The 14021-nt window shown below is 66.0% G+C and carries 16 protein-coding genes; 5 read left to right on the top strand and 11 right to left on the bottom strand.

The genetic code is table 11. The annotated features are described in order from the left end of the window. Positions 1–17: 17 nt before the first annotated feature. Positions 18–1019 (bottom strand): inorganic phosphate transporter, encoded by a 1002-nt coding sequence (locus GPICK_RS14335; RefSeq protein ID WP_039744311.1) that lies wholly within the window; start codon positions 1017–1019, stop codon positions 18–20. Next, entirely contained in the window at positions 1012–1629 is a 618-nt protein-coding gene (locus GPICK_RS14340; RefSeq protein ID WP_039744314.1) for a DUF47 domain-containing protein, read from the bottom strand. Before GPICK_RS14340 ends, GPICK_RS14335 begins: the two co-directional genes overlap by 8 nt. Positions 1630–1836: 207 nt before the next feature. On the opposite strand from GPICK_RS14340, the gene uppP reads away from it, so the two are divergent. Beyond that, the gene (gene uppP, locus GPICK_RS14345) at positions 1837–2646 is read left to right on the top strand and encodes an undecaprenyl-diphosphatase UppP (RefSeq protein WP_039744316.1); all 810 of its coding nucleotides are present in this window, start codon (positions 1837–1839) and stop codon (positions 2644–2646) included. Positions 2647–2748: 102 nt separating this feature from the next. Further along, positions 2749–3438, top strand: coding sequence for a RadC family protein (gene radC / locus GPICK_RS14350; protein WP_039744318.1), 690 nt, complete (start codon positions 2749–2751; stop codon positions 3436–3438). A gap of 58 nt (positions 3439–3496) precedes the next feature. Here the strand turns inward: radC and GPICK_RS14355 are convergent, their stop codons facing one another. Then, complete coding sequence (locus GPICK_RS14355) at positions 3497–4378, bottom strand: complex I NDUFA9 subunit family protein (protein WP_039744320.1); 882 nt, start codon at positions 4376–4378, stop codon at positions 3497–3499. Positions 4379–4536: 158 nt separating this feature from the next. On the opposite strand from GPICK_RS14355, the gene GPICK_RS14360 reads away from it, so the two are divergent. Further along, positions 4537–5013, top strand: a complete 477-nt coding sequence (locus GPICK_RS14360) for a ferritin family protein (RefSeq protein ID WP_039744322.1) — start codon at positions 4537–4539, stop codon at positions 5011–5013. A 203-nt stretch (positions 5014–5216) separates the two neighbouring features. Here the strand turns inward: GPICK_RS14360 and GPICK_RS14365 are convergent, their stop codons facing one another. From GPICK_RS14365 to gcvT, 8 genes are all read right to left on the bottom strand, one after another. Next, a complete protein-coding gene (locus GPICK_RS14365; protein ID WP_039744324.1) occupies positions 5217–5666 on the bottom strand; it encodes an FKBP-type peptidyl-prolyl cis-trans isomerase in 450 nt (149 codons plus the stop codon). A 75-nt stretch (positions 5667–5741) separates the two neighbouring features. Then, positions 5742–5963 (bottom strand): dodecin, encoded by a 222-nt coding sequence (locus GPICK_RS14370; protein ID WP_039744326.1) that lies wholly within the window; start codon positions 5961–5963, stop codon positions 5742–5744. A 72-nt stretch (positions 5964–6035) separates the two neighbouring features. Next, positions 6036–6887 (bottom strand): lipoyl synthase, encoded by an 852-nt coding sequence (gene lipA / locus GPICK_RS14375; protein ID WP_039744328.1) that lies wholly within the window; start codon positions 6885–6887, stop codon positions 6036–6038. Beyond that, positions 6884–7711: a lipoate--protein ligase family protein gene (locus GPICK_RS14380; RefSeq protein ID WP_039744331.1), complete on the bottom strand. Its 828-nt coding sequence runs from the start codon at positions 7709–7711 to the stop codon at positions 6884–6886. Before GPICK_RS14380 ends, lipA begins: the two co-directional genes overlap by 4 nt. Then, on the bottom strand, positions 7701–9149 hold the full coding sequence (gcvPB, locus tag GPICK_RS14385; RefSeq protein WP_039744333.1) for an aminomethyl-transferring glycine dehydrogenase subunit GcvPB: 1449 nt from the start codon (positions 9147–9149) through the stop codon (positions 7701–7703). Before gcvPB ends, GPICK_RS14380 begins: the two co-directional genes overlap by 11 nt. Then, the gene (gcvPA, locus tag GPICK_RS14390; protein WP_039744335.1) at positions 9140–10486 is read right to left on the bottom strand and encodes an aminomethyl-transferring glycine dehydrogenase subunit GcvPA; all 1347 of its coding nucleotides are present in this window, start codon (positions 10484–10486) and stop codon (positions 9140–9142) included. The genes gcvPB and gcvPA overlap by 10 nt, the downstream gene beginning before the upstream one ends. Next, positions 10486–10860, bottom strand: a complete 375-nt coding sequence (gene gcvH, locus GPICK_RS14395) for a glycine cleavage system protein GcvH (RefSeq protein ID WP_039744337.1) — start codon at positions 10858–10860, stop codon at positions 10486–10488. Before gcvH ends, gcvPA begins: the two co-directional genes overlap by 1 nt. Positions 10861–10911: 51 nt before the next feature. Further along, the gene (gcvT, locus tag GPICK_RS14400; protein ID WP_039744340.1) at positions 10912–12000 is read right to left on the bottom strand and encodes a glycine cleavage system aminomethyltransferase GcvT; all 1089 of its coding nucleotides are present in this window, start codon (positions 11998–12000) and stop codon (positions 10912–10914) included. A gap of 178 nt (positions 12001–12178) precedes the next feature. Here gcvT and GPICK_RS14405 point away from each other — a divergent pair, with 178 nt between their 5' ends. Together GPICK_RS14405 and coxB are read left to right on the top strand one after the other, a co-directional pair. After that, positions 12179–13075: an SCO family protein gene (locus GPICK_RS14405; protein WP_052263452.1), complete on the top strand. Its 897-nt coding sequence runs from the start codon at positions 12179–12181 to the stop codon at positions 13073–13075. Then, the gene (gene coxB / locus GPICK_RS17885) at positions 13072–14013 is read left to right on the top strand and encodes a cytochrome c oxidase subunit II (RefSeq protein ID WP_039744342.1); all 942 of its coding nucleotides are present in this window, start codon (positions 13072–13074) and stop codon (positions 14011–14013) included. The genes GPICK_RS14405 and coxB overlap by 4 nt, the downstream gene beginning before the upstream one ends. Positions 14014–14021 lie beyond the last annotated feature (8 nt).

Genomic DNA, 14021 nt, shown 5'->3' on the forward strand with positions numbered 1-14021 from the left:
GCCGCAGAGCATCTCCCCTATTTCCCGAGAAGCGGATTGAAAACCTGGTAGCAGACGTAGGCCATGATGGCCGAGGCCGGGATGGTCAGCACCCAGGCGACGAGGATCCGTCCCGCCACGTTCCAGTTTACCGCCGTGAGCCGCTTGGAGAGGCCGACGCCGAGAATGGCGGAGGTGATGACGTGGGTGGTGCTGACCGGCATCCCGATGGAGGACGCCCCCAGGATGACCCCGGCCGAGGCGGTTTCGACGCAGAAGCCGTGGACCGGCTGCAGCTTCACGAAGTCCTTGCCGACGGTCTTGATGATCCGCCACCCGCCGGCGGCGGTGCCGAGCCCCATGGCCACGGCGCAGGCGATCTTGACCCAGGTGGGGACCACGAAGGCGGAGAGGGTACCGTAGCTCACCAGGGCCATGGTGATGACCCCCATGGACTTCTGGGCGTCGGCGGTGCCGTGGGAAAAGGCCATGAAGGCGGCCGAAAGGACCTGGAGCCGCCGGAACTGCTTGTTGATGGCATGGGGGGCGGTGCCCCTGAAGCTCCAGAGCATGATGACCATGACGATGAAGCCGAGGGCAACGCCGACAATCGGGGAGAGGACCAGGGAGAGGACGATCTTCTCAAGCCCCTTCCAGTGCAGGGCGCCGGAACCGGCGTGGGCGATGACCGCACCCATGAGGCCGCCGATGATGGCGTGGGAGGAGGAGGCGGGAAGGCCGTAGTACCAGGTGATCAGGTCCCAGACGATGGCGCCGAGGATGCCGGCCAGCACCACCATCTGGGTGACGTTGCCCGCGTCGACGATCCCCTTGCCGATGGTGGCGGCGACCTTGGTGGAGATCATGGCCCCGGCGAAGTTGAGGACCGCCGCCATGATGATGGCCGAGCGGACCGACAGGGCCCGGGTTGAGACGCAGGTGGCGATGGCGTTGGCGGTGTCGTGAAACCCGTTGATGTAGTCGAACGCCAAGGCCGCCCCGATGACCAGGACGAGCATCAGGAGCATGACGTCAGGCATTTTTCACCACCACGCTTTCCAGGATGTTGGCCGCGTCCTCGCACTTGTCGGTGGCCCGTTCGAGGGTCTCGTAGATCTCCTTCCACTTGATGAGCTGGATCGGGTCTTTCTCCTCGTCGAAGAGGCGGCTGATCGCCTCCCGGCAGACGCGGTCGGCCTCGTTCTCCAGGGCGTTCACCTCGACGCAGTGCTCGGCGATATGCTCGAACTTCCCCCCCAGGTGGGAAACCGCCTTCTCCACCGCCTGGCACGACTGGAGGATGATGAAGGCAAGCTCCTTGGCCTCTGCCGTCGGTTTTTCCACGTTGTACATGATGAAGCGGATCGCCGAGGCGTCGATCAGGTCGATCATGTCGTCCAGGGCCGACGCCAGGGAGTAGATGTCCTCCCGGTCAAAGGGGGTGATGAAGCTCTTGTTGAGCTTCTGGATGATGTCGTGGGTGATGGCGTCGCCCCGGTGCTCCACATCCTTGATGCGGCGCTGGGATGCCTGGGGGTCGTCGAAATTGTCGAGCATCTCCTTCAGGAGGCGGGCTCCCTCCGTGATGTTGGCGGACATCTCCTTGAACATGGTGAAAAACTTCTCTTCCTTCGGGATCAGGCCGAACATCGAAACCTCCACGGTGGCGGCGGCTTTCGGCCGCCGGATTTGATGTGTCAAACGGAAGAGCAATACCACATCTGACCGCCAATTCCTACGGAAAATGTTACAACGGCGTTTCATGGTCACGAAAACGACATGCCCGTTTTCGCTTGATTTTACGCACTATTTGCTCTACGGTGCCCGGGCTTGCGCATCCACCACGGAGGTCCTTTCATGAACCCGCTTCACGCCACCGTTCTCGGCGCCCTCCAGGGGCTCACCGAGATCCTTCCCATCAGCAGCTCGGCGCACCTGATCCTTCTCCCCTGGCTCCTCGGCTGGCCCGAATCGGGGCTCACCTTTGACGTGGCGCTCCACGTCGGCACCCTCATCGCCCTCTGCCTCTACTTCCACCGCGACATCGCCGAACTGGTGGTGAACTTCTTCTCCGGCGTCTCGACCGGCTTCCGCTCCTCCGCCTCCCGGCTCCCCCTCTACCTCATTGCCGGCACCATCCCCGCGGCCATCGCCGGCAAGACTCTGGAGGAACCGATCGAGGCGCTCTTCCGGCATAACCCGGCCGCCATCGCGGCACTCCTCATCGGCTTCGGCCTGCTGCTGGCTCTGGCCGACACCATCGGCAGCAAGCGGTGGCGCATGGACCGCATCGACCTCAGGACGGCCCTCATCATCGGCTTCGCCCAGTGCCTCGCCCTCCTCCCCGGCGTCTCCCGCTCCGGCATCACCATCACCGCGGCCCTTTTCGCCGGGTACGGCCGCGACACGGCGGCCCGCTTTTCCTTTCTCCTCTCGCTCCCCATCGTGGCCGGCGCCGCCATCCTCAAGCTCGGCCACCTCTTCAAGCACGGCATCCCCGCAGGAGAACTGCAGCCGATGCTGATCGGCATCGCCACCTCCGCCGTCATCGGCTACCTCAGCATCGCGCTGCTCCTGCGTCTCGTCCAGCGCCATTCCCTCTATCCCTTCGTCTGGTACCGGCTCCTGGTGGGGGGCACCGTGCTCGTCTACCTCTTCGTAAAGTAACCCAAACAAAAACCATTTCTCATTATTTATGATTCATGCTAGGGTTTGTCCGCCCTCCGGGGCGGTCCGACGCGGGAAACCAGGCATGAAGGGGGAATGGCGATGGGAGGGGGGATCAAGGAGTGGCCCGAGGACGAGCGTCCCCGGGAGAAGCTGGTGCGGCGCGGCGCCGGCATCCTCACCGACGCGGAGCTCCTCGCCCTCATCATCCGCACCGGCGATTCAGTGACCAAACACAGCGCCATCGACCTCGGCCGGGCGCTGCTGCAACGGTTCGGCGATCTCCGCACCCTGGCCGGCACCACGGCGGCCGAACTCTGCGCCGTCAAGGGGATGGGGACGGCCAAGGCGGCCTCCATCAAGGCCGCGCTGGAGATCGCCTCCCGGATCAATACCGACCGGTTCCTGGTCTGCAGTGACCGCTTCACCTCCCCCGAGCAGATCTACAACCACTACCACTTCGCCCTGCGGGACCGGCGCAAGGAGTATTTCCTGGCGCTGCTCCTGGACGGCAAGAACCGGATCATCCGCGAAGTCCAGGTCTCCGAAGGGTCCCTCAACCAGAGCATCGTCCATCCGCGGGAGGTCTTCAACCCGGCGGTGCGCGAATCCGCCGCCGCGGTAATCCTCGTCCACAACCACCCCACCGGCGACCCCGCCCCGAGCCGCGAAGACCTGGAGATCACCCGCCGGCTGCGGGAGGCGGGGGATCTGATGGGGATCAAGGTCCTCGACCACATCATCGTCGGCGACGGGCGGTTCACGAGCTTCGTCTCCCAGGGGCTGCTGTAACGAAAAAAACCCGGCATGATCTGCCGGGTTCTCCGTCGGGCGGGGTGGTGGGGGCAAGCTAGCGGAGGTACTTCCGGATTCCCGCCTCGAACCGCTCGGGCTCGAAGCCGAAGACCGCGGGCCACGGGGTGGCGCAGATGTTCTCCTCCACAAGCATCAGGATCTGATCCATGGTGATCGGAAAGAACGGAAATCCCTGCAGGAGCGGCACCACCAGCTTCATGACCCCGAGGGGGTTGGGGATCTTCGCCACGCGCCCCCTGCCGAGCACCCGGCCGATGGTGTCGAGGAGGTCGTTGTAGACGATCCGGTCCGGGCCGCACAGTTCGTAGGTCTGACCGACCGTTGCGGGGATCTCCAGGGCCCGGGCGAAGCAGCGCGCCACGTCGTCGGCCGCGATCGGCTGGAGTCGGTACTTCCCATCCCCGATGACCGGCACCGCCGGATACCCCCTGATGTAGCCGGCCAGCTTGTTGATGAAGTCGTCCTTCGGCCCGAAGACGATGGACGGCCGGAAGATGGTCCAGTCGAGCCCCGAGCCCCGGACCTGCTCCTCCGCCTCCCACTTCGTCTGGTGGTAGCGAGAGGTGGCATGGGGACGGGTCCCGAGGGCGGACATCTGGAGATGGCGCTTCACGCCCCCCCCCTTCGCCGCCGCCAGCACGTTCCGGGTCGCCTCCCCGTGGAGCCGCTCGAAGGTCACCCCCCGGCCGGGAAACTCCCGGATGATCCCCACGAGGTTTATGGTGGCGTCGCACCCCGCCACCGCCGGCGCGAAGATTTCGAGGCGGGTCACGTCCCCCTCCGCCTGCTCCACTCCCTGCTCCAGGCCGTCCCGGCGGCTATGGACCAGAAGGCGAACGGTGTGACCGCTGGCCAGCAGTTCGCGCCGCACGTGCCCCCCCACAAAACCGGTTCCTCCGGCGAGAAATACCTTCATGACGCCCCTCCCCCAACTGGACAGATGACCGCTTCTGCCGGAAAGTGTAGCGCACCTGCCGCCGATTGCCAGGAGATCGTGTATACAAGACCCTTGTGCTTGAACGGCTGGTGTGTTAATAAAGTGTCATTTAACCGAGACACGGAAGGGGAAAAGCCATGAGTGACCAGGGAGCTGTCTGCTATACGTTCGAAGCCGCCGTGGAGATGGCGATCAAGATGGAGGAGGAGGGGTTCCGGCATTACCTCGACGCGATCCGCAAGGTGAAGCTGAAGGGAGCCCGGGAGATCCTCAAGGAGGCTGCCGTCGACGAGCTCGACCACAAATGCAGCCTGGAGAAATCGCTCCTCGAGGGGCAGATGGCCGGGGGCGACGCCCTCACCCGGCAGATTCCGACCATGAACCTCGGCTACGTGCTGGCCAAAAAGGAGTTGAGAGCCGATTCCGACACCCGCGAGGCCCTCGCCTACGCCATTCACCTGGAAAAGGGGTCCATCGATTTCTACAAGAGGATGGCCGACGGGTGCGCCGGGGCGCCGATGGGGGGGATCTTCGCCCAGATGCTCGCCGACGAGACCAAGCATCTGCAGCAGTTGGAAGATATGTACGAAGAGCACTTCATGACCGAAAACTGAGGGCGAAACGCGGCTTTTGCGCCCTGGCGTTGTTGCCTTGCGCGCGTGCTTGTGCGGCGTATCGAGGGGTACGCCTCCGCGCACGTGCTCGGCGCCTAGCCAGGACACAAAATCCACGTTTCGCAGGGTGGTGATTGTTCAATAGAAAAAGGGAAGGGGCATCGAGCCCCTTCCCTTTTTTGATGCGGTATGTCGTTTCGGAATCAGGCGATTTCGAGGAGCTTGATCTCGAAGACCAGGTCGCGGCCCGCCAGGGGGTGGTTGGCGTCCAGGGTGACGTGGGTATCGGTGACGGCGGTGACGGTCACGCTGAAGACATCGCCCCCCTCCTGGGTCACTTCGTACTGGTGCCCCACCTCCGGCACCACGTCGGCAGGGAGAAACTCCCGCTCAACCTCTGCCACCATCTGATCCACCCGCTCGCCGTAGGCCTGGTCCACGGGGATCGTGACCGTCTTCGATTCGCCGGGGCTCATCCCGATGACCGCCGTCTCGAAGCCGGGAATCACCTCGCCCTGGCCAATGGTGAACTCCATGGGGCCGCTCTCGCAGTCGCAGCTGGTGCACTCCTCCGATGAATCGAATATCTCGCCGGTGGTAAGCTTGCCGGTATAGTGAACCTTCACGGTATCGCCCTGCTGTGCCTGTGCCATAATGACTTTCCTTTCAATCGGTTAGTGGATACCGGGCGACTATACCAGAGCCCCGCTGAACAATCCACGGGATTCTCACTCCTTGAGCTGGAACGCCACCTTGAGCACCACCTGGTATTCGCTCACCGTTCCGTCATCCGCCACGTGCCCCCGGATATCCTGCACCTCGAACCAGGAAAGTTTTTCCAGAGTCCTGTGGGCCTTGGATACCGCCGCCTGGATCGCCGCCTCGATCCCCCGCTTCGAAACGCCGATCACCTCCACCTTCTTGTAGATCCTGTCCTCGCCGTAGCTCATGGTCCCCTCCCTCCGTCGGTGTTTTTCCACAAGGGTACCACCACCGGACGGGGTGTAAAGCCGGCAGCCGACTCAGACCCCTTCGCCGTAATGGGCGGCGTGGTAGGAACTCCGCACGTAGGGACCGCTCTCCACATGGGCAAACCCCATCGCCTCCCCCTTCTCCCGCAACCGCTGGAAGAGCTCGGGGCGGACGAACTCGTGCACCGGGTGATGGCTGCGGCTTGGCGCCAGGTACTGGCCGAGGCTCAGGTACGCGCACCCCGCCTCCCGCAGCTCCGCCATCACCTGCAGCACCTCGTTCTCCGTCTCGCCGAGGCCGAGCATGAGCCCCGACTTGCTCTTTACCTCCGGCGCCAGCTCCTTCAGGGTCCGGAGCACGGCGAGGGAGCGGCCATAGTCGGCCCCGGCCCGGATCTGGTAGAGGCGCGGGACGGTCTCCAGATTGTGGCCGATGATGGCGGGGGACGCGGCGGCCACCGTCCGGAGGCTCGCGACGCTCCCCTGGAAGTCGGGGATGAGGAGCTCCACCGTGGTGGCGGGGGAGGCACTCCGGATGGCGGCGACGGTGGCGGCGTAGTGGCCGGCGCCGCCGTCGGCGAGGTCGTCGCGGGTGGGGCTCGTGATCACCACGTGGGCAAGACGCAGCCGCGCCACCGCCTCGGCCACCCGCTCCGGCTCCCCGGGATCGGGGGGGAGAGGTGTCTTCTTGGTCACGTTGCAGAAGGAGCAGAGGCGGGTGCAGTCGGCCCCGAGGATGAGGAAGGTCGCCTGCCGCTCCCGGAAGCACTCGGTGATGTTGGGGCAGCGGGCCTCCTGGCAGACCGTGTGGAGGCGGAGCTCACCGAGGAGCCCCTCCATCTCGGCGTGGGCGGCGGGGTTGATCCTCTTCTGCAACCATTCCGGCTTGCGGACGATGTTCATGGGCTTTCTCCGTGGAGGTTCCAGGCGTCGCTGCCGTAGCGCTCCGCCTTGAGTCGGGCGGCGGTGGCCGCCTCGGCATCCGAGAGGACCGAGGGGACAAGTTCCACCCCGAGGGCGGCCGCGAAGGCGACGGCAAGGCGCTCTTTCAGGATGGCGGCACCTGCCGTTATCCCGAGCTCGGCGAGGCTCGCCGTCCCCTCCAGAAAACCGGGCGGCACCTGCCGGAGATACGGCAGCGCCTGCGGCAGGGCGGGACGCAGGGGGATGGAGCCGTGCTGGAAGACCGCCTCCTTCAGCCGCCGCTGGGCGTTGCCGCCGATCTTCCTCCCAGCGGCAAGGATATCGTACTCCTCCCGGCCGGCAAAGCAGAGGGGGGTCCGGAGCCCGAGCATCTCCGCCGGCTGGCGTTCCACCGCCCAGGAGGGGTCGAGGCCGAGGCCGGCGTAGAAACTAAGGAGGAAGCGGGTGAGGGTCCGGAACGCCCCCTTCACCCCCCGCCCGTCGGGAATCTGGGCCGGCCCGCAGACGACGGCATAGGTCAGCTCCTCGGCGTGGTAGATCATCCCGCCGCCGGTGATCCGGCGCACCACCGGAATCCCGGCGGCCCGGCAGCGCTCCAGATCCAGCGCCTCCGCCCCGTTCTGGAACCGTCCCAAAGAAAAAGCCGGTGGCTCCCACCCGTAGAGGCGGAGCACCGGCAGCGATGCAGCGGGATCGAAATGCCGCAGCAGCGCCTCATCCACCGCCATGTTGGCCCTCCCATCCAGGGGGCCGGTGTCGATGAGGCGCCAGCGGGTCAGGTTCTGCGGGGAATCAGCAGCCAAAGTAGCAGACGTTCTGCTCCCGCGCCGCCTTGGTTTCGTCGAGACGCGTGACCGGCATGGTCTCCGGCATTGCGGCGAAGGCGGCCGGCTCCGTCTCGGCCAGCTCCGCCGCCGCGCGCATCACCTCGATGAAGGCGTCGAGAGTCTCCTTGCTCTCGGTCTCGGTCGGCTCGATCATGATCGCCTCCTTGACGATGAGCGGGAAATAGACCGTGGGGGGGTGGTATCCCCGGTCGATGAGGAACTTGGCGATGTCGATGGCGTGGACGCCGTTTTTCACCTGGCGGCCGGCGGAGAAGACGCACTCGTGCATGCAGGTCTGGTCGTAGGGGAGGTCGTACACGTCCTTCAGCCGGCTCATGACGTAGTTGGCGTTCAGGACCGCCTGCTCGCTCACCTCGATGAGCCCCTGGCGGCCGAGCATGGTGATGTAGGCGAACGCCTTCGCCATGACCCCGAAGTTGCCGAAGAAGCCGGCGGTGCGGCCGATGCTCGTCCGGTGGGGGGCGAAGTCCACGGCGTAGCTTCCGTCGGCGTGCTTCACGATCCGGGGATCGGGGAGGAACGGGACGAGCTGCTTCTTCACCCCCACCGGGCCGCTCCCCGGGCCGCCCCCGCCGTGGGGGGTGCCGAAGGTCTTGTGGAGGTTCACGTGGATCACGTCGAACCCGACGTCGCCGGGGCGGACCTTGCCGAGGATGGCGTTGAGGTTGGCGCCGTCGTAGTACATGAGGGCGTCGTGGTCGTGGGCGATGTCGCAGATCTCTTTGATGTGCGGGTTGAAGAGCCCGAGGGTGTTGGGGCAGGTCATCATCACCGCCGCCACCTCGTCGGTCATCACCTCGCGGAATTTATCCAGATCCATGTCGCCGTAAGGGGCGGTGGGGACGGTGATGATCTCGTATCCCACCATGGCAGCGGAGGCCGGGTTGGTGCCGTGGGAGGAGTCGGGGACCACCACGTACTTCTTCTTGTTCCCCTTGGCCTTGTGGTAGGCGGCGACCAGCATGATCCCGGTCATCTCGCCGTGGGCGCCGGCCAGGGGCTGGGTGGTCACTTCGTCCATGCCGGTGATCTCGGCAAGGACACTCCCCAGCTCATGGGCGAGCCCGAGGCTTCCCTGGCTGAAGGAGGCCCCGCCGGGGAGGAGCGGCACCATCGGGTGGAACGGCGCGAAGAGCCTGGCCGCCTCCTCGATCGCCTTGACGTTGTACTTCATGGTGCAGGAGCCCAGGGGGTAGAAGTGGGTGTCCACCGAGAAGTTGCGGCGCGACAGGTTCGTGAAGTGGCGCACCACGTCCAGCTCGCTCACCTCGGGAAGGTTGGCGGCCTCGCTCCGCGCCAGGGAGGCGGGAAGGCCGGCGGCGGCCGGGACGTCGCTCGCAGGAAGCCGCACCCCGCGGCGCCCGCTCCGTGACTGTTCGTAGATCAGCTCCATAGCACCCCCTCCAGCTGCCGGGCGAAGGTGTCGATCTCCTCCCTCGTCCGTTTTTCGGTCACGGTCACCACCAGGCAGTTCCCCATGTCGGGGTAGTACGGCCCCAGGGGGACCCCCGCCGCCACCCCCCGCTTGAGGAGCCCGGCCACCACCTCGTCGGCGCTCTTCCGGAGGCAGAGGGTGAACTCGTTGAAGGTGGCGGAGCCGTTCACCACCTCCACCCCGGAGAGCCCCCCGAGGACCCCCTTCGCATACTCCGCCTTGTCGTAGTTGAGGCGGGCGAGCTCGGCAAACCCTTCCTTCCCCAGGGCCGAGAGGAAGATCAGGCCGCGCAGGGCGCAGAGGCTCTGGTTACTGCAGATGTTGGAGGTGGCCTTGTGGCGCTTGATGTGCTGCTCGCGGGCCTGCAGCGTCAGGACGAACCCCCGCTGCCCCTTCCGGTCCACGGTCTCGCCGATGATCCGGCCGGGGAGGTTGCGGATGTACTCCTTGCGGCTGGCGATGAAGCCGAAGGAGGGGCCGCCGAAGGAGAGGGGGTTGCCGAGGCTCTGGCCGTCCCCCACCACGATGTCGGCCCCCATGGCGCCGGGGCTCTCCACGAGCCCCAGGGCCACCGGGTAGGCGGAAACCACCAGGAGCGCGCCGGCGGCGTGGGCGTCGGCGGCAAGTCGGCGGAAGTCGCTCACGCTCCCGAAGAAGTTGGGGTTCTGGACGATGACCGCCGCCGTGGCGTCGTCGATGGCGGCCCGCAGCCGCGCGTCGTCCTCCATCCCGAGCTTCGGTCCGATCTCCACCAGCTCCACGTCGAGGCTGGCGAGGTAGGTCCGGACGATGTCGCGGTGGAGCGGGTTCACCGCGCCGTCGATGACCAGCCGGCTGCGGCCGGTGACCCGCAGCGCCATCAGGGCCCCCTCGGCCAGGGCCGTCCCGCCGTCGTAGAGGGAGGCGTTGGAGACATCCATGCCGGTCAGGCGGCAGATGGCGGTCTGGTACTCGAAGAGCGCCTGGAGGGTCCCCTGGGAGCACTCGGGCTGGTAGGGGGTGTAGGCGGTGTAGAACTCGGCCCGCCCGGAGAGGTGGTCCACCACGGCCGGGATCAGGTGATCGTAAAAGCCGCCGCCGACGAAGGGGGTGAGGTGCTGGGCGTTCTTCCCGGCCAGGGTCTGGAAGTGGCGGAGCATCTCAAACTCCGACATCCCCTCCGGCAGGTCGAAGGACTTGGCCCGCAACCCCGGCGCGATGGGGCGGAAGAGATCGTCGACGCTCCCGACGCCGATGGCCGCCAGCATCTCCCGGATCTCCTCCGGGGTGTTGGGACAGTAGCTGGCACCGCTCATTATTCGAGGCCTTTCAGGTAGTCGTCGTACTGGGCGCGGGTCATGAGCTTCTGCAGTTCCGCCGGGTCGGCCATCTCGATCCAGGCGATCCAGCCGGCGTCCTCGGCGGCCTCGTTCACGATCTCGGGACGGTCGTTCAAGGCATCGTTCACCTGGGTCACCGTGCCGGAGACCGGGGCGTAGATGTCGCTCGCCGCCTTCACCGACTCGATGGCCGCCAGGACCTCGAACTGCTTCACGCTCTTCCCGACCGCGGGGAGCTCCACGAAGGTGACGTCGCCGAGCTGGTGGGCGGCGTACTCGCTGATCCCCACCGCGGCAACCCCCTCCTTGACCTTGACCCACTCGTGCTCTTTGGTGAAATAGGTTTCCATGGTGAATCCTCCTGTAATGTCAAATTGCTTCTTATTTCGGATGAAAAGATTTCAGGACCGCAGCGATCCGCCCCGGTAGAACGGCAGCTCCACCACCGTCGCCTCCATGCTCACCTTCTCCTGGCGGATGGTGAGCGGCGCGCCGAGGGTGGCGACGGCGGGGGTCACGTAGCCGATGCCGATGCCGCAGCCGAGCATGGGGGAGAAGACGCCGCTCGTGACGGTGCCGACCCGCTCCCCTTCGAAGCAGATCTCGTAGTCGTGGCGCGGCGAGCGGCGGGAGCCGACCTGGAAGGCGACCTTGGTCCGCGCCGTCCCTTCGGCCCGCTGTTTCAGGAGCGCCTCTTTGCCGACGAACCCCTTGTCGAAGTTCACGAACGCCTCCAGCCCCGCCTCCAGGGGGGTGGTGGCCTCGTCGATGTCGCTGCCGTAGAGGCTGTACCCCACCTCCAGCCGGAGCACGTCCCGGGCGCCGAGGCCGGCGGGCTTCACCCGCTCGTCCGCCAGGAGCCGGTGCCAGAGCTCCACGGTCTTCTCCGCCGGGAGGAAGATCTCGTAGCCGAGCTCGCCGGTGTAGCCGGTGCGGCTGACGATGGCGTCGGCACCGAGCACCTGGGTTTTGATGAACTTGAAATAGGGAATTGAAGCGATCTCGGGGCCGGCCACCGCCGTGAGCACCTCGCGGGAGAGGGGTCCCTGGAGATCGAGCTTGCCGGTGGCGGCGGAGACGTTGCGGAACTCCCCGCCGGAGAGCCGCGCCGAGATGGCGGCAAAGTCCTTGTCGATGGTGGCGGCGTTCACCACCACCATCGCCTCGTCGGGGGCGATGCGGAAGACGATCAGATCGTCGATGATCCCGCCGTTTTCATTGAGGAGGAAGCCGTAGCGGGAGCGCCCCACCGGGATCGACGCCACGGAGAAGGTGAAGACCTCTTCCAGCCCCGAGGCGACGATGTCCCCCGTGAAGAGGAACTCCCCCATGTGGCAGATGTCGAAGAGGGCGGCCTGCCCGCGGCACCATTTATGCTCGGCGATGATCCCCTCGTACTGGATCGGCATGTGCCAGCCGCCGAAGGGGGCCATGAGGGCATTGAGGCGTTCGTGCTCGACAGAAAGCGGCGTACTTTTGAGGGGTTCCATGGCGTTTCTCCCCACGCGGGATATTGTTTACACAGAGGCGCCACTTTAGAATATTTGCCGCGGTTTGTAAAACGATTTTGGCCGCCGCCGGCGCGGTCCGGCGGCTTGCAAAGCCCCCCCCGTGGGGTAGTATTGAAGCTGTGCCCACCACCCCCCGAAGGAAAAACGGTCCCGGACCATGATCAGCTTCCCACGCGCCGCCCGCGGCGGCAAAGAGATGGTGCGAAAAGCGCTCCGCTTCATGGTGGCGGGGATCCTGACCCTGGCCCCGGTGGCCGGCCCCGGCGGAGCCGCCGACGCCCACCAGCAGGATCCATTCCGCCGCGATCCGGCCGACGAGATCCTGCGCCAGATCGGCGTTGACGAGAAGCCCGGCGCCCGGATTCCGCAGGAGCTCGTCTTCACCGACACCACCGGGAAAACGGTCCGCCTCGGCGACTTCTTCGACGACGGGCCGGTGATCCTCACCCTCAACTACTACTCGTGCCCCATGCTCTGCCCCACCATCTTCCGCAACCTGGCCGGCACCATGGAGACAATGAAAGGGCTCTCCCTGGCGAAGGATTTCCGGATCGTGACGGTGAGCTTCGACCCCGGGGAGCCCCTCTCCCGCGCCCTGGAGAAGGAGAGCGAAACCCACGCCATGCTCCGGGGGACTCCCGTTCCGGCCGGGCGCTGGACCTTCCTCACCGGCCACGAGCCGGAGATCCGGCGGCTCACGACGACGGTGGGCTACCGCTACGTGAAGACCGACGAGGTGAACTACGCCCACCCCGCCGTCATCGTCATCCTCACCCCCGACGGCCGGGTGGCGCGCTACCTCTACGGGATCGAGCAGTCCCCGCGGGACCTGAAGCTTGCCCTCATGGAGGCGTCGGACGGAAAGATCGGCGGCTCTCCCCTCATGAACCGGATCATCCTCGCCTGCTACCACTACGACCCCGTCGGGAAAAAGTACGCCCTCCTCGCCTCCCGGGTCATGACCGGCGCCGGCATCGTCACCCTCGTCGCCGTGGGGGTCCCCCTCGCCCTCTTCTGGCGCCGGGAGCGGCGCAGCGGGAGGGAACGGCCATGAACACCCTCGCCCTCTTCCCCGACCAGGCCGCCCGCTCCACGGGGGAGGTGGATGCGGTCTTTCTCTTCATCGTCGCCGTCGGGCTCTTCTTTTTCTTCCTGACCCAGGGGTTCCTGATCTACTTCGCCATCCGGTACCGCCGGCGCCGCGGAGAGCCCGAGGAGGAGACCCCCCAGATCACGGAGAACGGCATCCTGGAATTCATCTGGGTGGTGATCCCGTCGCTCCTGGTGCTGGCCATCTTCGTGGTGGGGTGGTGGGGATACCGCGACATGGTGCGCCCCATCCCCGGCGCCATGGAGATCAACGTCACCGCCCGGCAGTGGCTCTGGGAGTTCACCTACCCCGACGGCCGCAAGGTGATCAACGAGCTGCGGATCCCGGTGGGGAAGCCGGTGAAGCTGACCATGACCTCAACGGATGTCCTCCACGGCTTCTTCATCCCCGATTACCGGCTCAAGCAGGATATCCTCCCCGGCCGGTACACGCACCTCTGGCTCCAGCCGGAGAAGACGGGGACCTTCGTCATCTTCTGCTCCCAGTACTGCGGGACGGGGCACTCCGCCATGATGGCGAACCTGGTGGTGGTACCCCCCGACGACTTCGCGCGGTGGCAGAAGGGGCCGGCGGAGGGAGCGGGAGGGGAATCCCTCGCCCACCGCGGCGAGGAACTGGTGGAGAAGTCGGGGTGCCTCGCCTGCCACTCCCTCGACGGGAGCCGCAAGGTGGGACCGACCTTCAAGGGGGTCTTCGGCCACCAGGTGGAGCTTGAGGGGGGATCGAGCGTCGTGGCCGACGAAAACTACCTGAAGGAGTCCATCGTGGAGCCCAACGCCAAGATTGTCAAGGGGTACCCGCCGGTGATGCCGACCTTCAAGGGGACCCTCTCGGACGACGACATCGCGGCGATCATCGCGTACCTGAAGACGCTGAAATGACGAGGAAA

The organism is Geobacter pickeringii (assembly GCF_000817955.1).
Classification (GTDB): Bacteria; Desulfobacterota; Desulfuromonadia; order Geobacterales; family Geobacteraceae; genus Geobacter; species Geobacter pickeringii.